This window comes from Pseudomonas sp. PS01300 (assembly GCF_029960155.1).
GTDB lineage: Bacteria > Pseudomonadota > Gammaproteobacteria > Pseudomonadales > Pseudomonadaceae > Aquipseudomonas > Aquipseudomonas palmensis.
Genome location: NZ_JASCPN010000041.1, coordinates 18,767 through 44,540, shown reverse-complemented (window position 1 = coordinate 44,540; position 25,774 = coordinate 18,767). Strand labels below are relative to the sequence as shown.

General features: G+C 67.2%; 27 protein-coding genes. 13 read left to right on the top strand and 14 right to left on the bottom strand.

The window, feature by feature from the left end; translation table 11 throughout:
* Window positions 1-11: 11 nt before the first annotated feature.
* Window positions 12-419, bottom strand: coding sequence for a response regulator (locus tag QMX96_RS18705; RefSeq protein WP_043860929.1), 408 nt, complete (start codon window positions 417-419; stop codon window positions 12-14).
* Between the two features lie 15 nt (window positions 420-434).
* Window positions 435-620 (bottom strand): Flp family type IVb pilin, encoded by a 186-nt coding sequence (locus QMX96_RS18700; RefSeq protein WP_043860930.1) that lies wholly within the window; start codon window positions 618-620, stop codon window positions 435-437.
* A 324-nt stretch (window positions 621-944) separates the two neighbouring features.
* Between QMX96_RS18700 and cpaB the strand changes: the two genes are divergently transcribed.
* From cpaB to QMX96_RS18660, 8 genes are read left to right on the top strand one after another with little or no spacing between them, the layout of a single operon-like run.
* Window positions 945-1,886 (top strand): Flp pilus assembly protein CpaB, encoded by a 942-nt coding sequence (cpaB, locus tag QMX96_RS18695; protein ID WP_054916709.1) that lies wholly within the window; start codon window positions 945-947, stop codon window positions 1,884-1,886.
* 21 nt (window positions 1,887-1,907) lie between these two features.
* Window positions 1,908-3,203, top strand: a complete 1,296-nt coding sequence (locus QMX96_RS18690) for a type II and III secretion system protein family protein (protein WP_054916708.1) — start codon at window positions 1,908-1,910, stop codon at window positions 3,201-3,203.
* Window positions 3,200-4,390: a pilus assembly protein gene (locus tag QMX96_RS18685; protein ID WP_043860933.1), complete on the top strand. Its 1,191-nt coding sequence runs from the start codon at window positions 3,200-3,202 to the stop codon at window positions 4,388-4,390. Before QMX96_RS18690 ends, QMX96_RS18685 begins: the two co-directional genes overlap by 4 nt.
* Complete coding sequence (locus tag QMX96_RS18680; RefSeq protein ID WP_210014663.1) at window positions 4,391-5,665, top strand: CpaF family protein; 1,275 nt, start codon at window positions 4,391-4,393, stop codon at window positions 5,663-5,665.
* Window positions 5,666-5,700: 35 nt separating this feature from the next.
* On the top strand, window positions 5,701-6,549 hold the full coding sequence (locus tag QMX96_RS18675) for a type II secretion system F family protein (protein ID WP_282362210.1): 849 nt from the start codon (window positions 5,701-5,703) through the stop codon (window positions 6,547-6,549).
* 1 nt (window position 6,550) lies between these two features.
* On the top strand, window positions 6,551-7,435 hold the full coding sequence (locus QMX96_RS18670) for a type II secretion system F family protein (protein WP_054916706.1): 885 nt from the start codon (window positions 6,551-6,553) through the stop codon (window positions 7,433-7,435).
* Between the two features lie 14 nt (window positions 7,436-7,449).
* Complete coding sequence (locus QMX96_RS18665; protein ID WP_043860936.1) at window positions 7,450-8,133, top strand: tetratricopeptide repeat protein; 684 nt, start codon at window positions 7,450-7,452, stop codon at window positions 8,131-8,133.
* Window positions 8,130-8,387 (top strand): DUF3613 domain-containing protein, encoded by a 258-nt coding sequence (locus QMX96_RS18660; RefSeq protein ID WP_054916705.1) that lies wholly within the window; start codon window positions 8,130-8,132, stop codon window positions 8,385-8,387. The genes QMX96_RS18665 and QMX96_RS18660 overlap by 4 nt, the downstream gene beginning before the upstream one ends.
* Window positions 8,388-8,627: 240 nt before the next feature.
* Here QMX96_RS18660 and QMX96_RS18655 read toward each other — a convergent pair whose 3' ends face one another.
* Together QMX96_RS18655 and QMX96_RS18650 are read right to left on the bottom strand one after the other, a co-directional pair.
* The gene (locus tag QMX96_RS18655; protein ID WP_043860938.1) at window positions 8,628-9,407 is read right to left on the bottom strand and encodes a response regulator transcription factor; all 780 of its coding nucleotides are present in this window, start codon (window positions 9,405-9,407) and stop codon (window positions 8,628-8,630) included.
* 134 nt (window positions 9,408-9,541) lie between these two features.
* Window positions 9,542-10,012, bottom strand: a complete 471-nt coding sequence (locus QMX96_RS18650) for a prepilin peptidase (protein WP_043860939.1) — start codon at window positions 10,010-10,012, stop codon at window positions 9,542-9,544.
* 75 nt (window positions 10,013-10,087) lie between these two features.
* On the opposite strand from QMX96_RS18650, the gene QMX96_RS18645 reads away from it, so the two are divergent.
* Together QMX96_RS18645 and QMX96_RS18640 are read left to right on the top strand one after the other, a co-directional pair.
* The gene (locus tag QMX96_RS18645; protein ID WP_043860940.1) at window positions 10,088-10,531 is read left to right on the top strand and encodes a TadE/TadG family type IV pilus assembly protein; all 444 of its coding nucleotides are present in this window, start codon (window positions 10,088-10,090) and stop codon (window positions 10,529-10,531) included.
* Window positions 10,528-13,203: a PAS domain-containing sensor histidine kinase gene (locus QMX96_RS18640; RefSeq protein WP_282362204.1), complete on the top strand. Its 2,676-nt coding sequence runs from the start codon at window positions 10,528-10,530 to the stop codon at window positions 13,201-13,203. The genes QMX96_RS18645 and QMX96_RS18640 overlap by 4 nt, the downstream gene beginning before the upstream one ends.
* Here the strand turns inward: QMX96_RS18640 and QMX96_RS18635 are convergent.
* From QMX96_RS18635 to QMX96_RS18595, 9 genes are all read right to left on the bottom strand, one after another.
* On the bottom strand, window positions 13,188-15,137 hold the full coding sequence (locus QMX96_RS18635) for a pilus assembly protein TadG-related protein (protein ID WP_282362202.1): 1,950 nt from the start codon (window positions 15,135-15,137) through the stop codon (window positions 13,188-13,190). The genes QMX96_RS18640 and QMX96_RS18635 overlap by 16 nt on opposite strands.
* 105 nt (window positions 15,138-15,242) lie before the next feature.
* Complete coding sequence (locus QMX96_RS18630) at window positions 15,243-15,812, bottom strand: DUF4136 domain-containing protein (RefSeq protein WP_058540784.1); 570 nt, start codon at window positions 15,810-15,812, stop codon at window positions 15,243-15,245.
* A 19-nt stretch (window positions 15,813-15,831) separates the two neighbouring features.
* On the bottom strand, window positions 15,832-16,461 hold the full coding sequence (locus QMX96_RS18625) for a DUF4136 domain-containing protein (protein WP_058540783.1): 630 nt from the start codon (window positions 16,459-16,461) through the stop codon (window positions 15,832-15,834).
* Window positions 16,462-16,491: 30 nt separating this feature from the next.
* A complete protein-coding gene (locus QMX96_RS18620; protein WP_282362201.1) occupies window positions 16,492-17,241 on the bottom strand; it encodes a methyltransferase domain-containing protein in 750 nt (249 codons plus the stop codon).
* Window positions 17,238-17,543, bottom strand: coding sequence for a MazG-like family protein (locus QMX96_RS18615; protein ID WP_043860945.1), 306 nt, complete (start codon window positions 17,541-17,543; stop codon window positions 17,238-17,240). Before QMX96_RS18615 ends, QMX96_RS18620 begins: the two co-directional genes overlap by 4 nt.
* Before the next feature lie 122 nt (window positions 17,544-17,665).
* Window positions 17,666-18,256 (bottom strand): LysE family translocator, encoded by a 591-nt coding sequence (locus tag QMX96_RS18610; protein WP_282362200.1) that lies wholly within the window; start codon window positions 18,254-18,256, stop codon window positions 17,666-17,668.
* Window positions 18,257-18,305: 49 nt separating this feature from the next.
* Complete coding sequence (locus tag QMX96_RS18605; RefSeq protein WP_282362199.1) at window positions 18,306-19,151, bottom strand: AraC family transcriptional regulator; 846 nt, start codon at window positions 19,149-19,151, stop codon at window positions 18,306-18,308.
* Window positions 19,152-19,175: 24 nt separating this feature from the next.
* On the bottom strand, window positions 19,176-20,048 hold the full coding sequence (locus tag QMX96_RS18600) for a MaoC/PaaZ C-terminal domain-containing protein (RefSeq protein WP_282362198.1): 873 nt from the start codon (window positions 20,046-20,048) through the stop codon (window positions 19,176-19,178).
* Between the two features lie 2 nt (window positions 20,049-20,050).
* On the bottom strand, window positions 20,051-21,403 hold the full coding sequence (locus tag QMX96_RS18595) for a 3-oxoacyl-ACP reductase (protein WP_054916637.1): 1,353 nt from the start codon (window positions 21,401-21,403) through the stop codon (window positions 20,051-20,053).
* 124 nt (window positions 21,404-21,527) lie between these two features.
* Between QMX96_RS18595 and QMX96_RS18590 the strand changes: the two genes are divergently transcribed.
* Window positions 21,528-22,805 carry an acetyl-CoA C-acetyltransferase gene (locus QMX96_RS18590; RefSeq protein ID WP_043860950.1) on the top strand — a complete coding sequence of 426 codons (1,278 nt, stop codon included), beginning with the start codon at window positions 21,528-21,530 and terminating at the stop codon, window positions 22,803-22,805.
* Here QMX96_RS18590 and QMX96_RS18585 read toward each other — a convergent pair.
* Entirely contained in the window at window positions 22,792-23,808 is a 1,017-nt protein-coding gene (locus tag QMX96_RS18585) for a bile acid:sodium symporter family protein (protein ID WP_043860951.1), read from the bottom strand. The two genes, QMX96_RS18590 and QMX96_RS18585, sit on opposite strands and share 14 nt — an antisense overlap.
* A gap of 85 nt (window positions 23,809-23,893) precedes the next feature.
* On the opposite strand from QMX96_RS18585, the gene QMX96_RS18580 reads away from it, so the two are divergent.
* A complete protein-coding gene (locus QMX96_RS18580) occupies window positions 23,894-24,685 on the top strand; it encodes a helix-turn-helix transcriptional regulator (protein ID WP_088514185.1) in 792 nt (263 codons plus the stop codon).
* A 192-nt stretch (window positions 24,686-24,877) separates the two neighbouring features.
* Window positions 24,878-25,771, top strand: a complete 894-nt coding sequence (locus QMX96_RS18575) for a PA4780 family RIO1-like protein kinase (RefSeq protein WP_043860953.1) — start codon at window positions 24,878-24,880, stop codon at window positions 25,769-25,771.
* Window positions 25,772-25,774 lie beyond the last annotated feature (3 nt).

Here is a 25,774-nt window from a genome sequence, read left to right as displayed (position 1 = left end):
GCGGCCAGGCGTCACTGAACCAGTTGCAGGCGGGGCTTGGGGAACAGGTTGTCCAGGGTTTCCAGCAGGCGCAGGTGGTAGATCGGCTTGCGGAACAGGTCGAGTACCTGCAGGCGCAGCAGATCGCTGACCGCATCCATGTCGGCATGCCCCGAGGTGACGATCACCGGCAGGTGCTGACGCGCCGTGTGCTCGCGCAGGCGCCTGATCAGCGAGATGCCGCTCTCTTCCGGCATGTTCAGGTCGGTGATCACCAGGGCAATGTCGGGATGTCGCGTCAACTGCTGCAGGGCGAGCTTGACCGAGGTTGCCGTGTGACAACAGAAGCCCTCGCCCTCCAGCAGCTCGGCCAGCTCCAGCAGTGCGTCTTCTTCGTCATCCACCAGCAGCAGCTGTTGACGTGAGTGGGAAGCCGGCATGTTCAGGTCCTGTCATCAGGCTGAGGGCAGGGCGGCGACGATGTCGTCGAAGACCTTTTTCACCCCGCCCCCCACATCGGTCGAGACCCCGATGATCACCACGGCCACCATGGCGGCCACGATGGCATATTCGATACCGGACGCGCCGTCCTTGCGATGGAAGAACAGCTTGCAGTGCTTGAGGATGCGGGAAAGGACCATGGTACTTCTCCTTGCGCCACAGGCGCGGGTAATGGGGCCCGGAAACGGTGATTCCCCTTTGCCATCACAGCATCGTCAAGCGGTTCGAAACCGGCAAATGTAAGAAGGCATTAATACCAAAGTAAGGGTGTCAACGCTGGCGCCAATAAGCTGTTGTTTTCAGGGGGTGTCGGGTTTCGGACCGAAAAAAAACTGACGGGTAATGGCGTTTTGTCCTAGCTGCGCTACCGTCAAATAGCGAAATAGTTACTTGCAACTTCATGTTTGCGGGCCAGTTCGCACACCGCGCGGCCGAAGGGATGTTCAGGCAGAGGGAGCGCCGACATGAGCAGTCGCATCACCATGATCCTTGCCGTGCTGTTCCTGATCGGTGCCGTGCTGGCAGGTTACTGGGGGCTGGTGCTCAGCCGTGCATCCGAGGCACCGGAGCCGCCGCAAGCGGCGGCGCCAGGGCCGGCCGGCCCGGCCCAGCCGGTGGACCAGGCCACGGAGGCTGGCACCGACGCATTGCGCAAGCCCGTGCTGGTGCTGCGCCGCGACGTACCCGCCTACACCGTGCTGACAGCCGAGGATCTGAGTGTCGAGCGCCTGCTGGTGGCCCCGGCCGGCAGCTTCCAGCGCCCCGAGCAGGTGCTGGGCCGCACCAGCTGGCGGGCCCTGCCTGCAGGTACCTGGCTGGAGGAGAGCAGTTTCGAGGCCGGTGGGCCGCTGGCGCGCATGATCCACCCCGGCGAGCGCGCCCTGGCGGTGGCGGTGGACGAAGTGGTCGGCGCCGCCGGACAACTGCGCCCCGGCGACTACGTGGATGTGCTGCTGTACCTGCGCGAAGACAACCTCAACCCGCAGGCCTCGGCCCAGGTGGCCGTGCCGGCCTTGCGCCTGCTCAGCGTGGGCGAGCAACTGGGGCTGGCCAACGATGGCCGCCCGCCGGAGGCCGACACCGATGCCAAGGCGGCCCAGGAACAGCGTCGCGCCATGGCGCGCACCGTGGTGCTGGCGGTACCTGAAGCCCTGGCCAGCCGCCTGTTGCTGGCCGCCCAGGCAGGCAGCCTGCGCCTGGCGGTACGCAGCGCCGAAGAGAAACGCCTGGCCAGCTACTGGGCCGACCCGCAGGCCGCTGCACCGCAACTGGACAACGCCAACCGCGATCTCTTTCGCTTCAGTCAACTGGCCATGACCCCGGCCGCCGCCCCGGTTGCAGGCCAGGCGCCCAGGCACCAGATGCAGATCATTCGAGGCCCCCAGGCTTCAACGCCCACCCCCTGATCGAAGCAAGGATGCCCGTTGATGAGCAGTCGTTCCGAGCTGATGTTCAAGCGTTCCATCCTGACCCTGTTGTTGCTGGGGGGGCCGGCTGCCCATGCCCTGGCGGCGCCGTCGGGTTGTGCCGGGTTGAGCCCGGTGCCGGCCAGCATCGAGCTGGACCAGGGCCTGCAGCAGGAGATCCGCCTGCCGGTGCCGATCACCCGGGCGGCGGTTGGCGACCCCAACATCGCCGATGTGCAGGCCAGTGGCGAGCGCGGCGTGGTGGTCAGCGCCGTGGGCCCCGGCGCCACCAGCCTGATGCTGTGGACCGCATGCGCCAGCGTGCCGCGCCAGAGCATGCTGTTCATCAAGGGCCGGGCCACTGCCGAGATGGCCGACAGCGCCTTGCCGCCCAGCCTCGACCCCTTGCTGCCGAGCCAGGTGCAGGCCGATATCCGCTTTGTCGAGGTCAGCCGCACCAAGCTCAAGGAGGCCGGTACGCGGCTGTTCTTCAAGGGCTCCAACAACTCGCTGTTCGGCTCGCCGGGCAGCGTGCCCAACACCACGGTGTCGCCGGGCTACGTGCCGGGTGCGGTGACCAGCCCCGACGGTGGCGGCGTTGGCGGGCTGGTCAAGGTGCGCCCGAGCATCCCGCTGAACAACGATGTGTTCAATATCGTGTGGGGCGGCGGCAGCAGCCGCTTCCTGGCGGCCATCGATGCGCTGGAGAGCAGCGGCTTCGCCTACACCCTGGCGCGCCCCAGCCTGGTGGTACTCAGCGGCCTGACCGCGAGCTTTCTGGCCGGCGGCGAAATCCCCATTCCGGTGCCCAGCACCGGCAGCGACACGGTGACCATCGAGTACAAGGAGTTCGGCATTCGCCTGGCGTTGTCACCCACGGTGGTCAGCCGCGACCGCATCACCCTCAAGGTGGCGCCGGAGGTCAGCGAGCTGGACTACAACAACGCAGTGCGCATCGCCGGCGTCACCGTGCCGGGCCTGACGGTGCGGCGCACCGACACCAGCGTATCGCTGGCCGATGGCGAGAGCTTCATCATCAGCGGCCTGATCAGCAGCAGTGCGCGCTCGGCGGTGGACAAGTTTCCGGGCCTGGGCGACGTGCCGATCCTGGGCGCGTTCTTTCGCCAGTCGTCGATCAGCCGTGAGGAGACCGAGCTGCTGATGATCGTGACCCCGCGCCTGGTGCAGCCGCTGGCGGCCAATGCCAAGTTGCCCGAGTTGCCCGGCGAGCGCCTGCGCACCTACGACCCGAGCTGGGGGCGTCTGTTCTTTCTCGAGAACGGCAACTTCGAACAGCGCAGTGGATTGAGCCAATGAGCCAGAGCCTGAGCCAGACCTTCCTTGCGATCACCCGTGACGACGGTGACCTGCAGTGGCTGAAAACCGCCCTGGCGCCGCTGGGCCAGGTGGTGGGGGCCGGCAGCGGCAGCCTCGACGAACTGCTCGCACTGGTGGATGTGACCTTCGCCAACCTGGTGTTCGTGGGCCTGGACCGCGAGCAGGTGGTGAGCCAGTGCGCGCTGATCGAAGGGGTGCTGGAGGCCAAGCCGATGCTGGCGATCGTTGCCCTGGGCGATGGCATGGACAACCAGCTGGTGCTCAATGCGATGCGCGCCGGTGCGCGGGACTTCGTCGCCTATGGCTCGCGCTCAAGCGAAGTGGCCGGGTTGGTGCGCCGCCTGAGCAAGCGCCTGCCACCGGTGACCAGCAACCCGCACCTGGGCGGCCTGACGGTGCTGTACGGCACCCAGTGCGCCAGCGACGGCGCCCTGCTCACCAGTCACCTGGCACGGGTGGTGCAGGGCAGTGGTCAGCAGACCCTGTTGCTGGACCTGGGCCTGCCCCGTGGCGACAGCCTGGCGCTGCTGGGGCTGGAGGCCTCGTTTCACTTCGGTGATGCACTGCGCCACCTGCGCCGCCTGGATGCCACCCTGATCGACAGCGCGTTCGCCCGCGAACCCTCGGGCCTGCGCCTGCTGGCCTATACCGACAGCGACGAGGCACTGGAGCGCACCAGCGCGGCCGAGCTGTACATGCTGCTCAGCGCGCTGCGCCAGCACTTCCAGCACATCGTGGTGAACCTGGCCGGGCAGCCCGACAGCGAGCCCTTGCGCACCTTCGTCAGCCATTGCGACAAGCTGATCTGGTACACCGACCAGAACGTGCTGGACTGCCGGCGCAACCTGGAGGTGCTGACCCTGTGGCGCGAGAAGGGCATGAAACTGGAACACGCGAGCCTGCTGGTGGACCGCTACCTGCGCAGCGTGGCGCCCGACTCCGACGCGCTGGGCAAGCGCTATGGCCTGCCGGTGCTGGTGGTGCTGCCCTACAGCCCCGAGGTGCGCCTGAACGCCAAGAACCAGGGGCTGTCGCTGTTCGAGGTGGCCCCGCGCGAGGCCTTGACCCAGGCGCTCAAGGCCTTGGGCGAGCGGCTGGCACGACGTTCGGAAAGCCTGCAACCGAAGGCGGGCAACTGGATGAAGCGCCTGTGGGGGCACAAGTAGATGAGCGGCGACGAGCTGTTCGGCGGCCCGCGGCAAAACCCGGGCAGCGACCCGCAGGGGCTCAAGCGGGCCTTGCACCGGCACATCATCGATGCCATCGAGGACACCGGCCTCAACCTGCTGGAGGGCGCCCGCCCGGCGCTGGCGCAGTTCGTGGTGGAGCAGGTGGGCGACTACATCGCGCGTCAGCACCTGGCCGTGTCGCGCTACGAGATGGAGCGCCTGGCCGAGGAGATCGTCGACGAGCTCACCGGCTTCGGCCCGCTTGAGGTACTGCTGCGCGATGCGGGCGTCACCGAGATTCTGGTCAACGGCCCGCACCGGGTGTTCATCGAGCGCGCGGGCGTGCTGCAGCAGACCGACCTGCGCTTTATCGACGCGCATCACGTGGAGCGTGTGATGCAGCGCATCCTCGCACCGTTGGGGCGGCGCCTGGACGAGTCGTCGCCGATGGTCGATGCGCGCATGCCCGACGGCAGCCGGGTGAATGCGATCATCCCGCCGGTGGCGCTGGACGGGCCGTGCCTGTCGATCCGCAAGTTTCGCAAGGACATGCTCAAGAGCGCCGACCTGCTGGCCACCCGGGCCATCGACCAGGCGATCCTCGACTTTCTGCAACGAGCCGTGGGCAAGCGCTGCAACATCCTGGTCAGCGGCGGCACCGGCACCGGCAAGACCACCTTGCTGAACATCCTCAGCCAGTTGATCAGCCCCCGTGAACGCCTGGTGACCATCGAGGACGTGGCCGAGCTGCAGCTGGATCACCCGCACGTGGTACGCCTGGAAACCCGCCCGCCCAATGCCGAGGGGCATGGCGAGATCAAGGCCAGCGAGCTTATTCGCAACGCCCTGCGCATGCGTCCGGACCGCATCATCCTGGGCGAGATCCGCGGGGTCGAGGTGCTCGATGTACTGACCGCGATGAACACCGGCCACGACGGTTCGATGAGCACGGTGCACGCCAACAACGCGCAGGACGCGCTGCTGCGCCTGGAGACCCTGGTGGGCCTGACCGGTCGCCAGGTGGCCGAGAAGACCTTGCGCCAGATGATCTGCGCCGCGCTCGACGTGGTGATCCAGCTGGCCCGCCTACCCGATGGCCGTCGCTGCGTGAGTGAGGTGCTGGAGGTGGTGGGGGTGCGCGACGACGTGTATGTCACCAACACGCTGTTTCGCCTCGACCGGCGCGGCGGCGACGCCTTCCTGCGCGAGGCGGTCAACCCGGCCAGCGACAAGCTGCGCCGTGACCTCAACGATGCGGAGCCCGGGCCGTGAGCGGCGCGGTGTGGTTGTGGCTGGGGGGCGTGGTCATGTTCGGCATCTCGATGCGCCTGTTCTATACCAGCCTGCACCGCTCGGGCAACGAGCGCATTCTGCAGCGCCTGGGCCAGCACCAGCAGGCCGCCGACAACAGCGGGCCACGTGGCCCCGACTGGCTCGAGCTGATGCTGTTGCGTGCAGGTTTCGACCGCCGCAATGATCGGCTGATGGCGTGGGTGGCAGGCTGGCTGCTGCTGGCCGTGTGCGCCGGGCTGTACGGCGGCTGGCCTGGCCTGCTGCTGGTGCTGCTGGCGGGGCCGTTGCTGTTGCGCCTGTTCCTGGCCTGGCGCTACCAGCACCGGGTACGCCGCCTTATCGAACAGTTGCCGGTGCTGCTCGACCATTGCGTGCGCAGCCTGAAGGCCGGGCGCACGCTGAGCGATGCGGTGCTGGGGGCCATCGATGCCTCGCGCGAGCCGTTGCTGGGGGCCATGCAGCGGGTCAAGCGCAACGTGCAGTTGGGGGTGAGCCTGGACGATGCGATGTCGGATCTGGCCGAACTGTATGCGCGCGAAGAGCTGCGCCTGTTCGCCCTGGGCCTGCGCATCAACCACCGCTATGGCGGCAATGCCAGCGAGTTGCTGGAGAACCTGATCAAGGTGATTCGCGAGCGCGAGCAGGGCGCGCGGCAGCTGCGCGCGATGACCGGTGAAACCCGCATCACTGCCGTGGTGCTGGCGGTGCTGCCGGTCAGCGTGGCCGGCTACTTCATGTTCAGCAACCTCAATTACCTGCTGACCATGTGGCATGACAGTGTCGGCCAGCGCCTGCTGTTCAGTGCCTTCGTGCTGCAGGCGCTGGGGTGTCTGGCGCTGTGGCGCATGTTGCGGAGTATCTGAGATGGCCTTGTTGCTCAGTGCGGTGTTGTTGTTTGGCGCGTTCGCCCTGCTGCTGGGTCAGTGGCTGCGTCAGCGGCGCAGCCAGCGCCTGGTGGAGCAACGCCTGCAGGGGCGTGCGCCGGACGAGCCGGCACTGCGCGGCTGGTTGCAGCGCATGGGCGACAGCCGGCTGGGGCAGCGTTCGCTGAACCTGGACGGCGAGACCCGCCAGTTGCTCGACCGGGTGGGTTGGCGGCGTTCGCGCCAGCGCTCGCTGTTCGCGGCCTGCCAGGTGGGCTTGCCGCTATGCCTGATGGGGGCGGCGGTGCTGGTGCAGGAGGTGTTCTTTCGCGAGAGCCGTTCGCCCTGGTTGTTCCCGCTGATGGGGCTGGGGTTGGGCTACCTGCTGCCCAAGCGGTTGCTGGCGCTGCTGGCGGCACGCCGTCAGCGCCAGGTGGCGCAGGAGGTGTCGACCTTCATACCGCTGCTGCGCATCATGTTCGAGTCGGGCCTGGCGGTGGAGCAGAGCCTGCGCCTGCTGAGCCTGGAGGGGCAGCGCCTGCTGCCGGTGCTGAGCGAGGAGTTGCGGCTGTTGCTGGCGCGGGTCGATTCGGGGTTGGCGCTGGCCCCGGAGCTGGAGAAGACCGCACAGTTGCTGGGGGTGGAGGCGTTCAGCGATACCTGCATCATCCTGCGCCAGTTGCTGACCCAGGGGGGCGGTGCGATGAAGTCGCTGCTGGCGCTCAAGCAACTGCTCGATGACCGGCGCCTGACCACCTTGCAGGAACGGATTTCGAAGATGTCGGGAAAGATGTCGGCAGTGATGATGCTGTTTCTGTTCCCGGCGTTGCTGATCGTACTCGCCGGCCCGGGCTTCACCGCCCTGGCCAGGGCATTCGGGGCTTGAGAGGAGTGGACGCAATGAAGGCATGCATCGCGGCGCTGGGGTTGTTGTTGCTCGGTGGTTGCGCCACGGATGGCTCGGCGCCGTGGCTGGCCATGCCGGGCTCGACGGCCAGTTGTGCCAAGCCCGATTCGAGCCAGGAGCTGTCGCTGAACATGGCCGACGAGATGCTTGCCGACGGGCGCCCGCATGCCAGCCTTGCGCACCTGGAGGCGCTGCCGGCCGATCTGGCCCAGGTGCGGGTGCGCAAGGCCAAGGTGCTGCGCCTGCTTGGACGCAGCGAGGCCGAGCCGCTGTACCGCAGCCTGCTCGGCGGGTGCCTGGCGGCCGAGGGTGAGCATGGGCTGGGGCAGATGGCGGCGGCCCGCGGCGACAACGCGCAGGCGCTGCAGCATCTGCAACGGGCCATGCAACTGGCCCCCACCGACGAGAAGATCCGCAACGACCTGGGGGTGGTGTACCTGAACCAGGGCAAGCTGGAGCAGGCGCGCTTCGAGTTTCTGACCGCAATCGAACTCAAGGACAGCGACCGTCTGGCGGCGGTCAACCTGGTGACCTTGCTGCTGTACCAGGACAAGTGGCAGCAGGCGGCCGACCTGGTGAGCCGGCTGGGCCTGAGTGCGGCGCAATTCAACGAAGCGCAGGCGCGCGCCCAACAACTCAAACCTGGCAGTGTGGCTGCCGTGCAGAGGTCGTCATGAACAGTCGGATACTGGTGATGCTGGTGATGCTGCCGGGCCTGGCCCAGGCGATCGAGCCCGGGCCTTCGTCCAGGGCACAGTCGGCCACCGAGGCGTGGTTGCAGGTGCAGGCCAGCGGCGCGCAGGCCTCCAAGACCCCGCAGAGCGCCACGCCCAAGGAGCGCGACCAGAGCATGCAACGCTGGCTGGATACCTACAAATACGTGATTCCGGATTTCTTCCGGTGGGAGAAGACCAGCAATAGCGACAAGTGAGAGCGCATTGCACCAGCGGTGGGAGCAGCCCTGTATCTGAGCGGATTCATCCGCGATCTGGCGCACAGCGGCAGCCAGGCCTGCGCCCCGGTCTGCCTGATACACCGTGCACTCGAACTTAGCGACCGCTTCACGCTCGATTCGCTGGCAAGCCAGCTCCCACGGCCTTCGGCCAGAAGCAGTCCTTGCACAGAGCGAAAACCCGTGAGAGCGGGTGACTCCGCTCCCACAGGAATTCGATCAATGCGCCGTGATGCGCTGACGCAGCGCCGAGGGGTTGGGCGCCAGCGCCAGGGCCAGCTGGGTGCGGTTGTGCATGTGGGTCAGGCGCAGCACCTGCGACACATACAGCTTCACCGTGTTCTCGGTAATGCCCAGCTCGCAGGCGATCTGATAGTTGGTCTGGCCCTTGCCCACCAGCCGCGCGACGTCCAGCTGGCGCGGTGACAGCTGGTCGAAGATCGCCGGCATGCTCTCGGCTGCCGTTGCATCCTCGCCACCCAGGCCCGTGCCCACCACCTGCTCGCGGGCCTTGCCCAGGTCCTGGTAGAGGTCGTCGATGGATTCGGCCAGGTACTGCAGCTTCTGGTTGAGGTGGCCCAGGTGCTGGAAGTTCTTCTGCCGCTCCAGCAACGCGGTCTCCTGGCGCTTGAGCCCTTCGAGCAATTCGGGGAGGTCCACCGGCTTCTGGTAGTAGTCGGCGAACCCTTCGCGCAGCGCCTTGATCACATCCTGCTTCTCGGCCCGCCCGGTGAGCATGATTGCCTCGAAGATCCGCTGCTTGCCGGCAATGGCCTTGAGCGCCTTGACCAGCTCGATGCCGTCACGCTCGGGCATGTGCAGGTCGCACAGCACCAGGCCGATTGCCGGGTCTTCGGTAAACCGCTCGATGGCCTGCTGGCTGCTGTGGCACGGTACGCACCGGTACCCGCTGCCCTCGATGAATTCACACAGCTCTTCGACGATCAACGGCTGGTCGTCGACGATCAACACCTTGAATGGACTCACTGGCTTGTTCACACGCAACTCCCTGCTGACGTGCCCTTCCTGGTACGGCCATGACGCTTGTGGTATCGAGGGGCAGTGACTAGAAAAATAGACGCAGTTGGCGGCTATGTACAACGTATGTACAGCAGGTTAGACGGGTTGTTCGATCAATGGATCCATACCGCAGCCAATAAAAAACCGGCCAGCACGAAGGGGGCGAAGGGCTGTTTTTTTGACGCTTCTTCGATCACCTGCCTGAAGCGTTGCTTAACCTTCTGACTCAGAAGGGACCACAGCCAGCGGCGGCTGAGCAACCAGATCACCACCGCCACCCCGGCACCGATGAAGGTGCCCAGCAGGTACATCCGATCAGTGGCAAGCGCCAACGCACCCAGCAGTTTCACATCGGCGGCGCCCAGGCGCCCGAGCATGTAGCCGGGCAGGGTCAGCAGCATCACGATCAGCAGCGCCCAGCCGCCCTCGCTGGCATCGGCGCCGATCCAGGTGTGCCCGGTGATGAAGAGATAGGCCAGGGCGCAGGCTGCGGCGCCAAGGGTCAAGGTGTTGTTGATCTGCCTTTCTCGGGCATCCTGTTCGGCACACAATGCGAGCCACAGCAGCAGGACGATGCTTTGCATAGGCGAAATGCCATCCCTTGGTCGTGATTGATTCTATGCTTGATTGCGGGTGTCATTGTCAGGGTAGACGCGATCATGAAAGCAGGCCTTGCAAGACGGCAAAAAGGTGCGGCGGCGATCGAATTCGCCGCCGTGTTCGTGGTGTTCTTCGCGGTGTTCTACGGGGTGGTCAGCTACGCCCTGCCACTGCTGATGCTGCAGTCGTTCCACCAGGCCAGCAGCGAGGCGGTGCGTCGCTGCATGGCGCTGGACCCGACCAGCGCCACCTACCGCACCGATGTGCCGGCACTGGCCCGCGAGGTACTGGCCCAGCAGTTGGCGTGGATGCCGGGAACGCTGAAGTTCCAGCCCGGCACCGACGCGGTCGTGACCCTGAGCAACACCAACCTGCTGACCGTGCGCATCAACTACGCCAAGGCCCGGCTCACGACGGTGCTGCCGGTGCTCGACCTGCCGGTGGTGGGCGAGGTGCCACGCCTGCCGGCAACCCTTGGCGCCACCGCGAGCCTTCAGCTTTGAGCGGTGGCCACGGCCTGTTCGATCGCTGGCGCGGGCGCCCGGCCGCCGCGGTGGCCGCACCGCAGGCCTCGGTACCGGCGGCGGTGGGCCTGCAGCTGTGGCTCGATGACAAGGGCCGCGTGCTGCGCCTGGGCGGCCCGCTGCGCAGTGCCCTGGCGCTGCCCGCGCAGTCTGCTGCGCGGGTGCAGGATTACGTGCAGGCGCACAGCCTGCTGGTGCTCGAAGGCGAGCCCGCCGACTGGCAGGCACAACCGCTGGACCTGGACTTCAGAACCGCCAATGGCAGCACCCTGCACACCCGCGGCTGGTTGCTGGCCCAGGGCGAGGACTGGCTGTTGCAGTTGTTCGATGTGGGCGATCTGCTGCAGCAGCGTCAGCAGGGCCAGGATGCCCGGCGCCAGCAGCAACTGGCCCGCCAGGTGGGCGCAGCACTGCGCGATTGCAGCCTGGAGCGCCTGCCCCAGGTGGCCGCCGAGCAGTTGCAGCGCCTGGCCTGGCACTGGCGCATGGGCTGGGCGGCGCTGCTGCTGCGCACCCCCGGCGGCTGGCAGACCTTCGCGCGGGACGCATCGAGCGTGCCCTGGGCCGACGATGCACGCCTGAGCGCGGTACTCGACCGCCTGCCGTCGGGGCGCGTGCTGTGCAGTGCCGAGTTTCCGGCCTTGCAGGTGCTCTGCCCGACTCACCCGATGTATGTGGTGGGCCATGCGCAGCAGCATCAGGCCCAGGCCTGGCTGCTGTGCGCGGACGAGGGTGGGCAGGCCCGGCCCGAGGCGGCCCCCCTGCTGCTCGATGCCATGGCCGAGCCGCTGCTGGCGCGCCTGGCCGGCGACCGGCTGCAGGCCAGCCAGCAGCGCCTGAACAATGTACAGGGGTTGCTCGGTGCGGGCTGGTGGGAGTGGTCGCTGCACGAGCCCTACCTGCACCTGGCACCGGGGCTGGCGGCCAGTTTCGGCGTGAGTGCGCAACTGGCGCTGCCGGCCTGGTGGGCGCTGCTGCACCCGGCCGACCGGGAGGCGGCGCAACTGGCGTTCGAGGCGCTGCAGCGCGAGGGCTGCAGCCTGCAACTGTGCGTGCGCCTGCAGGCCGCGTCGCTGCGCTGGTACCGCATCTGTGGCGATGTGCACGGGCTGGGGCAGCAGCGACGTCTGCAGGGTTTCATGCTCGACATCAGCGATATCAAGGCCCAGGAGCAGCAGGCCAGGGCCGCGCACGCACGGCTGGACAACCTGATCGCCAGCTCGCCGGCAGTGATCTATATCCAGCGCTATGACGCCGGTGCGCTGCAGGCCGAATTCTTCAGTGCCAGCCTGCAGCCGCTGCTTGGCTGGACGCCCGCTGCCGACCTGCAACCGGCGCACTGGGTACACCCCGACGACCAGGCGCTGTGGCTGCAACGTACCCGCGACCTGCTGCGCGAGGGCCAGGTGCGCAGCCGCTACCGCCTGCGCGATGCGCAGGGCATCTACCACTGGGTGCTGGATGAAGCGCGCCTGCTGCGTGACGACCTGGGCCTGCCGGTGGAAGCCGTGGGTATCTGGCTCGACGTGACCGAGGCGACCCTGGCCGCCGAGCGGGTGCGCGAGAGCGAGGAACGTTACCGGGTGCTGGTGGAGGACTCACCGGCGATGATCTGCCGCTACCGGCCCGACCTGACTGTGTTGTTCGGCAACCGCCCGCTGGCCGACTACCTGGAGTGCCTACCTGACCAGTTGCCCGGGAGCGACCTGGGGCAGTGGATGTCGCCGGCCCAGCGCGAGGCGTTCGTGCAGCGCCTGGCCGGCCTGACCCCGCAGCAGCCGGTGAGCAGTGCCGAAATCTGCCTGGAGCTGCCGGGGCGCGAACATGCCTGGTGGGTGTGGTCCGACCGCGGCCTGTTCGATGAGCAGGGCCGTCTGCTGGAGGTACAGGCGGTGGGGCGCGACAACACGGCGCTGCGGCGCAGCCAGCAGCAGCTGTTGCAGAGCGCGAAGATGGCCACCCTGGGCGAAATGGCCACCGGCCTCGCCCACGAGATCAATCAGCCGTTGAACGTGATGCGCATGGCGGTGGTCAACGCGCTCAAGCGCCTGGAGAACGGCGACGTGCAGGTGGAATACCTGCAGGACAAGCTCAGGCGCATCGATGCGCAGGTGCTGCGGGCCTCGAAGGTGGTGGACCACATGCGCGTGTTCGGGCGGCGTTCGGAGGTCGAACAGCAACTGTTCGAGCCCTGGCAGGCGGTTGAGGGTGCCGTGTCGTTGCTGGCCGACGGCCTGGCCGGCAAGGGCGTGGCGCTGAACCTGGGCCCGGTGCTGAGCGGCTGCCATGTGCGCGGCCATGCCGATCAGCTGGAGCAGGTGCTGATCAACCTGGTGGTGAATGCCCGCGACGCCTTGCTGGGCCGGCGTGAGGCCGACCCGCAGTTGCGCCCCTGGATCGCGGTGGAGGCCGAGCCGGTGGCGGGTGGGGTGCGCCTGCAGGTGCGCGACAATGCCGGCGGCATCGACCCGCGGCTGCTGGAGCGGATTTTCGAGCCGTTCTTCACCACCAAGCCCAGCGGCGTGGGGACCGGGCTGGGCCTGTCGGTGAGTGGCGGAATCATCGAGGGCATGGGCGGGTTGCTCAGCGCACACAATGGCGCCGAGGGCGCGTGTTTCGTGATCGAGCTGCCGGTTCAGAGCATCAGCTGAGCGCGGTTGCCGTCACAGGTGAGGTTGGCACCGACCTCGACGTTCACCAGGTCCAGCCCCAGTGCCTTGAGCAGTGTGTTGACCAGCGGGTCGACCAACTTGCCGAGCAGGTTCCTGATCACTGGCTGCAGCAGCGCCTTGACGTCATCGAGCAGGTTGCCGGCCACCACCAGCACGTTGCCGAGCAGGTTGCCGTTGAGCGGGCGGTACACCTGCAGCTCGATGCCATTGATGGTGTTGTTCAGGCTCTGCACGATATCGCTGGCCGAGGTGGCCATGTAGGCCGGTGGCAGGTCGATGTCCGGTGGCGCGCTGGCGTTGCGAAACAGCAGGTCGGTGGCAGGCCCGGTGGAGTTGCTGCCCAGCAGCGGCGCATTGACCTTGAGCCCTACGCCACCGCCAGCGAAGGCGGTGCGCGCGCCGCAGGTGGACGGCAGTATCAGGAAGCGCGTGCAGTATTTGCTGCCGATGTCGATCAGCGGCAGCGGCGAGATGGCGGTGTTGCCCGTGCTGAAAAAGGCCTGGGGATCGCTGAACATGCCCACCGAAACGTTGAGCGCCGAACTGCGGGTGCTGGCGGTCAGGGTCTTGTCCGGCTTGCAGCTGTAGCGGGTGACCTGGCTGCTGGCGCTGGCGACTTCCAGGCCGATGTCCAGGTGTACCACCCCTGGCAGCAAACGGACGTCGCTGACCTTGCACGGGATCGCCAGCAGGCAGAACACCGACTCCAGCGTGGCCACCAGATTGAGGCTGAGCAGGTTGCTGACCACGTTGGTCAGCGGTTCGGCCAGGTCGAGCACGGCGTTGAGCAGGCCGGTGATGCTGTTGAGCAGCGGCAGCTCCAGGCTGACCAGCGCACGGACCTGAGCGGTGTGCACCTTGATGGTGTCGTACTGCGGGTTGCCCACGGCGGAGATCTGTTCGGGTTCTATGACCTTGAGGCGCAGGTTGGCCTTGACCAGCGGCGGGATGTTGAGCGGCACCTCGGCGGTGGCCGCAGTGTTCTTGTTGGCCAGCATCACCGAGGCCTTGAGCAGTTGCAGCAGTTGCATCTGGGCATCCAGGCCGGACTGGACCGCGCCGTTCTGGATGTCGAGGATATCGCCCAGCTTGACCAGCGGGTTGTTGCCGGCACCGAGTACCAGCTTGCCGAGGTCGGTCACCACCTGGGCCGCCGCGCCGCCGCGCCGGGCGAGTTCAACGGCGACATCGAGCAGGTCGGTCAGGTGCAGCTGTTTGCCCAGCAGTTCATCGTAATTGCCCACCTGCACCCCGGCCTTGATGGCCAGGGCATCGAGAAAACTCAGCAGGTCGACGTTGACATCGGCGATGCCCTGCCAGCCCAGTACGTCGAGGTTGACGTTGCCGCCAAGGGCTTTGAACAGGGCGTTGAGCACATCGGACTTGCGTGTGTCGATGGTCAGCAGGGTGCTCTTGAGACGCAGCATCGCCTGCGGTGGCTTGGGCAGCGAGGCCACCGCACTGGCGTGCAGGGTGGTGGTGGCCGGCACGGCGTCGCCGCTCAGCAGGGCCTGTACACCGGCGGCAATGCTGGTGGCCACGGCGCTGCTGGCACTGACCCGGATCGCTTCGCTCTTGCTCGGGTTGACGGTATAGGTGCGCCGGCTGCCGGCACCGGTCTGCAAGGTGCCGCAGGTGGTGGCCAGGGTATGCTTGGCGCCGGGCGCGAAGCCGTTGCGTGCGGCGCTGGCCTGGGCCACGGTCGCCGCCTGCGGGCCGCTGCCGGTGCACACCGCACTTTGCCCAGCCGCTTCGAGGGCGGCCATGTCGACCACCCGCTGCAGCGAACGCTGTTCCAGATAGAGCCGCCCGCTATCGATCACCAACAGGGCGAACACCAGCGCCAGGGCCAGTGTCAGGGCGGCCATCAGGCCGATCGCGCCACGCTGCCGGGTTGGGAATCGGGTAGCCACGAGCACTCCTTTGCCGGCACCAGGCCGTGCGCGAACGCATGCGTCAAAGAAGTGTAGTCAAGATAATGGCCAGTCGCCTTGAGGTGGCGACCGGCCATCGCCGGCTCAGTGCGGCGGGTAGTTGGCCAGTACCTTGGCCACGGTATTCTGGATCGCGGTGTTGCGCTCGGCGGGGCCGGGCGGGTAGTTGTTCATGATCTGCTCGGCGCTGCCGCGCCATACCAGCTTGCCGTCGCGGCTGTCGAACAGGTCGACCTGGATGGTGGCGACCTTGTAGTCGACGCTGCGGGTCTCGTTGTAGGCCGGGCCGCCCCAGTAGCCACCCCAGTAACCGCCCCAGGCACCGCCGTAGTTGGTGGTGATCTGCTGCTGGCGGTTTTCGACGATCAGGTAGGTCTGCACCTTGAGGTCACCCCTGGTGTTGCCCTGGGCCGGGCGCAGGCCACGCTGGTCGAGCTGTTCGCTGACGGCCTGGCGGATGCGCTGCTCGGTGAGGTCGCTCTTGATTCGCGGGTCGTCCGGGCGATATTGCAGGGCCGGCTCCTGCCAGCTCCAGCTGCGGTAGGCCGCAAAGTCGCGGCTGGCATCGAAGTCCTGGGTGACGTTGTTGCTCTGGCAGGCGCCGAGCAGCGCCAGCAGGGCCAACAGGGGGAGTAGAGCGAGACGGCGCAGCATGATGATTCTCCGGTTGCCTTCAGCTTGGGGGGTAGCCATCCAGGGCCTTGTGCACGGCATCGCGCAGGGCGCGGGCGCGCTCGCTCGGTGAGCCCTGGCTGGTGGTTTCTGCGCTGGCGCTCCAGACCGGCTGGCCGCTGCCGGCATCGAACAGGTCCAGGCGTACCACCATCACGTCGACCTGGTAGGTGCGTATGATCGGCACGCTGCCATACACACCATAGCCGTTGCGATAGCCACCGTAGCGGTTGTAGCCGATGCCCCCGTAGCCGTAGTTGTCATAGGGGTAGTAATCGTCGCGTACCTGGCGCAGGCGCCGTTCCATGCGCAGGTCGGCACTGACCAGCAGGTCGCTGCGGGTGTTGCGCGCAGGCCGCAGGCCGCGCTGGTCGAGGGCGGCGCTGACTGCGTCGGCAAGCTCGGCCGGGTCGCTGGAGGCGCTGCCGGCCGGGAGCTGGCCGTTGCGCCATGACCAGCTGCGGTAACGGCCATAGTCACGGGCTGGTGCCGGGTAGGCGCTGGCGTCGAAGGTGGTGGCCGCCTGGGGCGGGGCCGGCGGCAGCGGTCGGGAGCTGGCCACATACGGGTTGCTGCCCTGGCAGGCGGCCAGGGCCAGGCACAGCAGGCCCAGGATCAAACGGTACGGCATGGCAGTCTCCCGGCAGACACGGCTCGGTACTCAGCGTGGGTGGCACATCCAGTGCAGGTAGCGGCCCAGGCCGGCAAAGGCCGGGTGGCGGCGGTGCGCCAGTTCCATTTCGAGCAGGTCGAGCAGTTCTGCCTTGGCCTGGAACTCGACGGGCATGTAGTCGTGGAACACCCGTACACCGCTCTCGCTGTGTATATCCCACAGACCTTCAAGGTGCGCCCGGAGTTCGCGCGGATCAAGTGGTTTTTGCGGGGTCAGGCTCTGCTTTTCACCGGCCAGGCTGGCCCCGCGCAGTTTGCGGAAATGGCCCTTGAGCAGGTTGCGATACACCAGTGCGTCGCGGTTGTAGAAGGCCAGCGACAGCAGGCCGTCGGCGCGGGTGAGCTGGTGCAGCACCGGCAGGATGGTCTCGGGTTCGGCCAGCCATTCGAGCACGGCGTGGCACAGCACCAGGTCGTAGGGTTCGGTGAGCTGGCCAAGCAGTTCCTGCCAGGGCGCCTGGATGAAAGTGGCTGGCTGGCCGGCGGCGGCGAAGCGTTCGCGGGCGCCCTCGAGCATCGGCGCGGCGGGTTCGGCCAGGGTCACCCGGTGGCCGCGCTCGGCCAGCCACAGGGCCATGTGGCCCAGGCCCGCGCCGATGTCGAGCACGCGCAGGGGGCGGTCGGGCAGGGCTTCGGCGAGGTCGGCCTGGAGCACCGCGAGGCGGATGGCGCCCTTGGCGCCGCCGTAGATCTTTTCGGCGAAGCGGGTCGCCAGGGCGTCGAAGTGGCGGTCTTTCATCGGGCGAAGCGCCGTTCGCTGTCGGCCAGCTTGCTGCGCACCACCTGGTCCATGTCCAGGCCCAGTTCGCTACACAGCAGCAACAGGTAGAGCACCACGTCGCCGACTTCCTGGCCGGCGTGTTCGAGCTGCTCGGGGGACAGCTGGCGCGACTGGTCCTCGCTGAGCCACTGGAAGATCTCCACCAGCTCGGCCATTTCCACGCTGGCGGCCATGGCCAGGTTCTTGGGGCTGTGGAAGCCGCGCCAGTCGTTGTTGTCGCGGATGGTGTGCAGGCGGGTGGTGAGTTCTTGCAGGTTCATGGGTGGGGGCTCTCCTCGTGCGGCGTAGCTTAGCGCGGGTCGGCGGGTTTTTCAGGGGATTGTGCTGGCCTGTTCGCCGGCAACGCCGGCTCCTGCAAGCCCTGTGTCAGGTGCATGGGGCCTTACTGCCAGAGGCTGGCCCAGGCCGACACCAGCAACAGCAGCGCCAGCCCCTGATTGACCCGGCGCAGCACCACCGGCGAACCGCTCAGGCGCCGCGCCCCGCTGCCGAGCAAGGCCCAGCCACCCAGGCACGGCAGCGCGATCACGAAGAACACCAGGCTCAGGTGCGTCACCTGCAGCAGGCGGTCGCTGGCTGCGGCATCGATGAACACGCTGGCCACCGCCAGCGCCATCATCCACGTCTTGGGGTTGATCACCTGCAACGACGCCGCGCCCCACAGGCCGAGCCTTGCCGACGTCGCGCCCGATTGCTGCACCTGCACTGGGCTGCGAAAGATCTTCCACGCCAGCCATGTCAGCCAGGCCACGCCCAGCCCGTTGAGCAGCGGCTGCACCGCCGGGGCCCGGAACAGTGCCTCGCCCATGCCGCTGCCCACCAGCCAGACGATCAGCGCGGCGCCTGCACCGGCCCCCAGGATGATTGGCAATGCAGCGCGCAGGCCATGGCTGGCGCTGTTGCTCAGTACCAGGAAATTGGTCGGCCCGGGGGTGATGGACGCAACGAAGGCAAACAGCATGAAGGCCAGCATGGGCAGGCTCCTTGGTAGAGGGGCTTGCATGCTCGCGTGTTGGCGCGCGTCAGTCTGGAAGCTTTGTGCAGCGCCTGCGGTACTGTGCCGGGGTCATGCCATAGGCGCGCAGGAACCAGCGCCCCAGGTGGCTCTGGTCGGCAAAGCCCAGCGCTGGCGCCACCTGTGCCGGGCTTGATCCTGCCGCCAGCAGCCGGCGTGCATGGGCCAGGCGCAGTTGCACCAGGTAGGCGTGGGGCGCCAGCCCGAACGCGGCCTTGAAGGCGCGGCTCAGGCGAAAGCGGTCGATGTTGCACGCTGCGGCCAGTTGCTCGAGGCCGATGTCGTGGTGCAGGTGTGCATGCAGATAGTCGCGCGCCCTTTGCGCCACCAGCGGCAGGCGCGGGTCGGGGTCGAGCCGGCGGCGCCATTGCAGATGCCCGCTCAGGTGCTCCAGCAACTGGTCCAGTGCCGCCTGGCGCACCATGCGCAGCTCCGGTTCGTGCAGCGACTGGAAGGCGCATGCGGTGGCCGCTGCCAGGCGCGGGTCGCTGGCCAGGGTGTGGGCAAAACCGGGTTGGCTGGCGGGCGGGGCATGCTCGGTAAAGCCGCGCAGCTCGCGCTCCAGCCATTGCGGGTCGAGGTAGAGCATGCGGTAGGTGAAGCCCTCGGGGCTGGGCGCATCGCCGTCGTGCAACTCGCCGGGTTCGAGCAGAAACACCTTGCCCGGTGTGCTCTGGTGGCGGGCGCGGCGACAGGTGAACTGCTGGACGCCCTGTTCGGTCACGCCCACCAGGTAGCTGTCGTGCCAGTGCGGATCATAGGCATGCCCGCGAAAATGCGCGCGCAGGGTCTCGATGCCGGTATCGGGCTCCTGGCGCAGGTCCAATTGCTGTTCATCGTGTGCTACCGGCAAAGAAAGCCGTTATCGCCCGGTCCGTCAGGCAGGTCTAGAAGATTCGTGCAGCGTGTGCCAACTGCCGGTCATGTGCACCAGGTCGCCATGGCCCACCAGGCGGAACTGGCCGTCGGGTGCGACTGCGCTGCCCTCCAGCACCACTTCGCTGGGCAGGCGCACGGGCTTGTGAAAGGCCACGTCCACCTCGTAGCCGCTGAGCGGCAGGTGCCCGCGCAGCGCGGCCAACGCCATGGCCTTGCTCCACATGCCATGGGCGATGGCCTGGGGAAACCCGAACAGGCGAGCGCTGAGCGCACTCAGATGGATGGGGTTGTAGTCGCCGCAGACCTTGGCGTAGCGCCGGCCGATGTCGCTGTCGGCATACCAGCGGGTCAGCTCGCCCAGAGGCAGCGGTTCAGGGGGGTCGACGGCGGGTGGCTCGCCTTCGAGCTTGACGCCGCGACACAGCATGCGGCTGCGCTCGTGCCAGAGCAGCCCCAGGCTGTCTTCGGCTTCGGTCATCAGGTCGAAGGTCGCACCCTTGGCGTGGGGCTGCAGGTTGTCGACGAACACGCTGAAGCGCAGCGTGCCGATGCCACCCAGCGGGCGCACCACGCGGATGAGGTTGTTCAGGTGCACCAGGCCCAGCAGCGGGAACGGGAAGTCGTCGGCGGTCAGCAGTTGCAGTTGCAGGGCGAACGCCATCACATGGGGGAAGGTCGGCGGCAGGTGGCTGTCGTCGCCGAAGTGGCAGAGCTTGCGGTAGGCCTGCAGGCGCTGTGGATTCACGCCGATGGCGCAGTGCAGGCCGCTGGCGGGCAGGCTGTCGCCGGTGATGCTGCGCTTGCGCGCAGCCTTCAGGTACAGCCCGCTCAGCCCTTGCGTGCGGTGCAGATCGTGCCAGTGTCGGTCCATGCTCATGCCCCCATCACGGCCTGGCCGCATACGCGCAGCACCTGGCCGTTGACCGCGCCACTGCCGGGCTGTCCCAGCCAGGCCACGGCTTCGGCAACGTCCTGCGGCAGGCCGCCCTGGCCCAGGGAACTCATGCGTCGCCCGGCTTCGCGCAGGGCGAAGGGGATGGCCGCCGTCATGCGTGTTTCGATGAAGCCGGGGGCCACTGCATTGATGCTGGCACCCCGCTTGGCCAGCAGCGGCGCCCAGGCCTGGGCCAGGCCGATCAGGCCGGCCTTGCTGGCGGCATAGTTGGCTTGCCCGCGGTTGCCGGCGATACCGCTGATCGAGGCCAGCAGCACGATGCGTGCGTTGTCGTGCAGCGCGCCGCCGTCGAGCAGCGCCTGGGTCAGCACCTGGGGGGCCTTGAGGTTGACCGCGAGCACGGCGTCCCAGTACTCGGGGGTCATGTTGGCCAGGGTCTTGTCGCGGGTGATGCCGGCGTTGTGCACGACGATGTCGATGCCCTCGGGGAGCGCTTCGAGCAGGTGCGCCGATGCATCGCTGGCGCAGATGTCCAGCGCCACGCTGCGCCCACCCAGGCGCGCGGCCAGGGCGTCGAGGTCGGCCTTGGCCTGGGGCACGTCGAGCAGCACCACCTCGGCGCCGTCACGGGCCAGGGTTTCGGCAATGGCGGCGCCGATGCCGCGGGCCGCACCGGTGACCAGCGCCTTGCGCCCGGCCAGCGGGCGCGACCAGTCCTGTACCTGGGTGGCGCAGGCGGTCAGGCGCAGCACCTGGCCGCTGATGAAGGCGCTCTTGGGCGAGAGGAAGAAGCGCAGCGCACCTTCGAGCTGGTCCTGCGCGGCCGGGTCCACATACAGCAGTTGCAGGGTGGCGCCGTTGCGCAGTTCCTTGGCCAGCGAACGGCTGAAACCTTCCAGGGCCCGCTGCGCCACGCTGGCCAGCGGGTCGTCCAGCGATTCGGGCGCGCGCCCCAGGATCACGATGTGCGCACTGGCAGCCAGGCTGCGCAGCAGCGGCTGGAAGAACTCGCGCAGTTGCTTGAGCTGGTCGCTGTCGCTCAGGTGGCTGGCGTCGAACACCACGGCCTTGAGCTTGGGCCCCAGGCCCGCGACCCAGGCCGGCAGTTCGAGGCTTTCATCGGCATAGCTGTAGACCTCGTCGGTCAGGCGCCTGGCAAAGGCGGCCACGTTCGTCACCAGCGGCCCGCCGCCGAGCAGCAGGGCGCCTTCGACCGGGCGCAGCCTGCCGGCTTCCCAGCGCTCCAGGCGGGCGGGGGTGGGCAGGCCGACGGCACCGGCCACGCGCCGACCGAATGAAGAGTTGGCGAAGTCGATATAGCGGTCGCTCATGTGAACGTCTCCCGGAAATTAAGCACCAAAGTGTGGACCATGTTTCGCCTTCGGTCGTTCGACTGGCGAAAAAACACCTACGCTATAGCGGGTCTATCCCGTCTCGGAATAAGGAAGTCTGTGCATGCGCGCTTTACGTCGGGTCGCGATCATCGGCGGCAATCGAATCCCGTTCGCCCGCTCCAACGGGCCCTACGCCACGGCCAGCAACCAGGCGATGCTGACTGCGGCAATCGAAGGGCTGGTGGAGCGTTTCGGCCTGCATGGCCTGCAACTGGGCGAAGTGGCGGCGGGCGCGGTGCTCAAGCACTCGCGCGACATGAACCTGACCCGCGAATGCGTGCTGGGCTCGCGGCTGTCGCCGCAGACCCCGGCCTATGACCTGCAGCAGGCCTGCGCCACGGGGCTGGAAACCGCGCTGATGGTGGCCAACAAGATCGCCCTGGGGCAGATCGACAGCGGCATTGCCGGCGGCGTGGACACCACCTCCGATGCGCCGATTGCGGTCAACGAGGGGCTGCGCAAGTTGCTGCTGCAGGCCAATCGGGCCAAGACCACGGGCGACAAGCTCAAGGTGTTCCTGCAACTGAGGCCCTGGCACCTCAAGCCCGAGCTGCCGCGCAATGGCGAGCCGCGTACCGGGCTGTCGATGGGCGAGCACTGCGAGCTGATGGCGCAGACCTGGCAGATAGGCCGTGCCGAGCAGGACGAGCTGGCCTTGCGCAGCCACCAGAACCTGGCCCGGGCGTTTGCCGAAGGCTGGCAGGATGACCTGCTCACGCCCTTCCTGGGCCTGACCCGCGATCACAACCTGCGCCCGGACCTGACCCTGGAGAAACTTGCCAGCCTCAAGCCGGTGTTCGAGCGCAGCGCCAAGGGCACGCTGACGGCGGGCAACTCCACGCCACTGACCGATGGCGCTTCGGTGGTACTGCTGGCCAGCGAAGAGTGGGCGCGCGAGCGCGGGCTGCCGATCAAGGCGTATTTTCTCGATGGTCAGAATGCTGCGGTGGATTTCGTCAAAGGCCAGGAGGGGCTGCTGATGGCGCCGGCCTATGCGGTACCTCGACTGCTGGAGCGCAACGGCCTGACCCTGCAGGACTTCGACTTCTACGAGATCCACGAAGCCTTCGCCGCCCAGGTGCTGTGCACGCTGAAGGCCTGGGAAGACGCCGACTACTGCCAGAGCCGGCTGGGCCTGAGCGAGCCGTTGGGCGCCATCGACCGCGACAGGCTCAACGTCAAGGGCAGTTCGCTGGCTGCAGGGCACCCGTTCGCCGCCACCGGCGGGCGCATTCTGGCCAACCTGGCCAAGCTGCTGGACGAGGCCGGCCAGGGCCGCGGGCTGATTTCGATCTGCGCCGCGGGCGGGCAGGGCGTGACCGCGATCATCGAGCGCTGACCAGCGGCGCCTCCTTGGCCAGGGGCGCCGGGCGGTTGGCGTAGTGTTCGGCCATGATCGAGCACACGATCAACTGCAGCGGGTGATAGATCATGATCGGCAGCAGAATCAGCCCCAGCCCGGGATGGGCGCCGAAGATCAATGCGGCCATCGGTGCGCCGGCGGCCAGGGATTTCTTGCTGGCGCAGAACACTGCGGCGATCTCGTCGGCCGGGCTGAACCTGAGCAGCCGCGCGCTGCGGGTGGTCAGCCACAGGATCAGCGCCAGCAGCAAGGCGCTGCCCAGAACGGCGGTGAGCAGTACCGAGCCACCCTGCTGCTGCCACAGCCCCGAGATCATCGAGTTGCAGAACGCCGCGTACACCAGTAGCAGGATCACCACCTTGTCCATCACGTTGGTGTAGCGCTTGTGGCGGGCAAAGAAGCGGCCCAGCCACGGGCGCAGCAACTGCCCCAGCACCAGCGGCAGCAGGAGCATGGCGCACAGGTCGAGCAGGGTGGCGCCCAGGTCGATGCCATCGCTGCCGTTGCCCACCACCAGGCTCACCAGCCACGGGGTCAGGAAGATGCCCAGCACGCTGGACAGGCTGGCGTTGAGGATCGCGGCGGGTACGTTGCCGCCGGCGCTGCCGGTCAGCGCCACCGACGAGGAGATGGTCGAGGGCAGGGCGCACAGGTACAGGAAGCCCAGCATCAGCAGCGCCGGCACATGGCTGCCCAGCACGCTGTTGCCCAGCCACCACAGCAGCGGGAAAACCACGAAGGTGAAGCCCTGCACCATCAGGTGCAGGCGCCAGTTCTTCAGGCCATGGCGGATCTGTTCGCTGGACAGGTTGATGCCGTGCAGGAAGAACACCACGAACACGCCGATGTTGATCACGTATTCGGCGTGCATCGAGCCGCCGCTGGCACCGAAGTGCGGGAACAGCCAGGCGAGGAAGGTGGCGAGAAACATGCCGCACAGGAACCAGTCGGTTACCACGCGCTTGAGGTGAGCTTGCATAGGCGGGCCTGCGAATCATCTTGTAATAAACAAGCGGCAGGCTAACCTGTGGCCATTCTTCCGTCTCGCGACACAAGGCCAAACGATGCCGAGTAACGGACAAAATCTGCTGCCACGCCCAATCCCGCTGCTCGATGCCCTGCCGCGGCCACTGTATGCGCGTGCCGAAAGCCTGGGGGCCGGCTCGTGGACGCCGCGTCATCGACACGACTGGATACAGTTTTCCTATGCGATCAGCGGGGTGCTGGGGGTGTACACCGCCGAGGGCAGTTTTTTTGCGCCGCCGCAGTGGGGCGTGTGGATACCGGCCGGGGTGGAGCATGAGGTGATTACCTCGACCCGTGCCGAAATGCGCAGCCTGTATGTGCGTCAGGCCGATGCGGCGTGGGCCGGGCCGCGCTGCCGGGTGCTGGAGGTGACGCCGCTGGCCCGTGAGCTGATCAAGCAGTTCTGCCTGTTCCCGGTGGATTACGCCGAAGGCGAGAGCCCCGAGGCACATCTGGTGCAGGTGCTGCTGGAGCAGTTGCAGGGGCTGCCCGAGGTGGGTTTTTCGTTGCCGCTGCCGCAGCACCCGCGCCTGCTCGAGGTGTGCAATGCATTGCTGGCGCACCCGGAGCAGGACGCCGGCCTGGCCTACTGGGCCGAGCGCCTGGGGCGTTCGCAGAAGACCCTGATGCGGTTGTTTCAGCGCGAGACGGGGCTGAGCTTTCGCGGCTGGCGCCAGCGCATGCGCCTGCTGTCGTCGCTGCAGGCGCTGGAGCAGGGGCAGAGCGTGACCCAGGCGGCGCTGGGTTGCGGCTATGAGTCGACGTCGGCGTTCATCGTGGCGTTCAAGGGCTTGTTCGGGGCAACGCCGGGGGAACTGTTCAGGCAGTGAGTGTCTGCCATGTCCGGGAAGCCAGGGGGCACTCGGTGCAGGCGGGATTAAATTATTTGGACATTATCGGGTCCACTTCCTTTGAGGGCCTTGTTGTATCGTGAGCGCGCATCTGGCTCATGGCTGTGAGACGATGGCCGGCAACCCGTGATACCCGTGTGTTTGGCAAAACAGGACCCAGAACAAAAGCCGATGAAGACTCCAAAACGCATAGAACCACTGATAGAAGACGGGCTGGTCGATGAAGTCATCCGACCCCTGATGAGTGGCAAGGAAGCCGCGGTGTACGTGGTGCGGTGCGGTACCGAGCTGCGCTGCGCCAAGGTCTACAAAGAGGCCAACAAGCGCAGCTTCCGTCAGGCCGCCGAATACCAGGAGGGCCGCAAGGTGCGCAACAGCCGCCAGGCGCGGGCCATGGCCAAGGGCTCCAAGTATGGGCGCAAAGAGGCCGAGGAGGCCTGGCAGAATGCCGAGGTGGCAGCCCTGTTTCGCCTGGCCAGTGCCGGCGTGCGGGTACCCAAGCCGTTCGATTTTCTCGATGGGGTGCTGTTGATGGAGCTGGTGTCCGATGCCCATGGCGATGCGGCGCCACGCCTGAACGACGTGCACCTGGAGGCCGATCAGGCCCGCGAGTACCACGACTTCGTGATCCGCCAGATCGTGCTGATGCTGTGCACCGGCCTGGTGCATGGCGACCTGTCGGAATTCAACGTGCTGCTCGGCCCTGACGGCCCGGTGATCATCGACCTGCCCCAGGCGGTGGATGCGGCCGGCAACAACCATGCGTTCAGCATGCTCGAGCGCGATGTGGGGAACATGGCCGGGTACTTCGGCCAGTTTGCCCCGGAGCTCAAGGCCACCCGCTACGCCAAGGAAATGTGGGCGTTGTACGAGGCCGGCGAGCTGACTCCGGAAAGCCCGCTGAGCGGGCAGTTCGCGGAGGACGAGCACAGCGCCGATGTCGACGGGGTGATGCGCGAGATCGAAGCGGCACGCCTGGACGAGGCGCGCCGGCAGGCTGCACGCGCCGAGGCGGAGAACGGCCCGGCCAAGGCCGAGGAACCGCCACCGCCATGGATGCAGTAACGC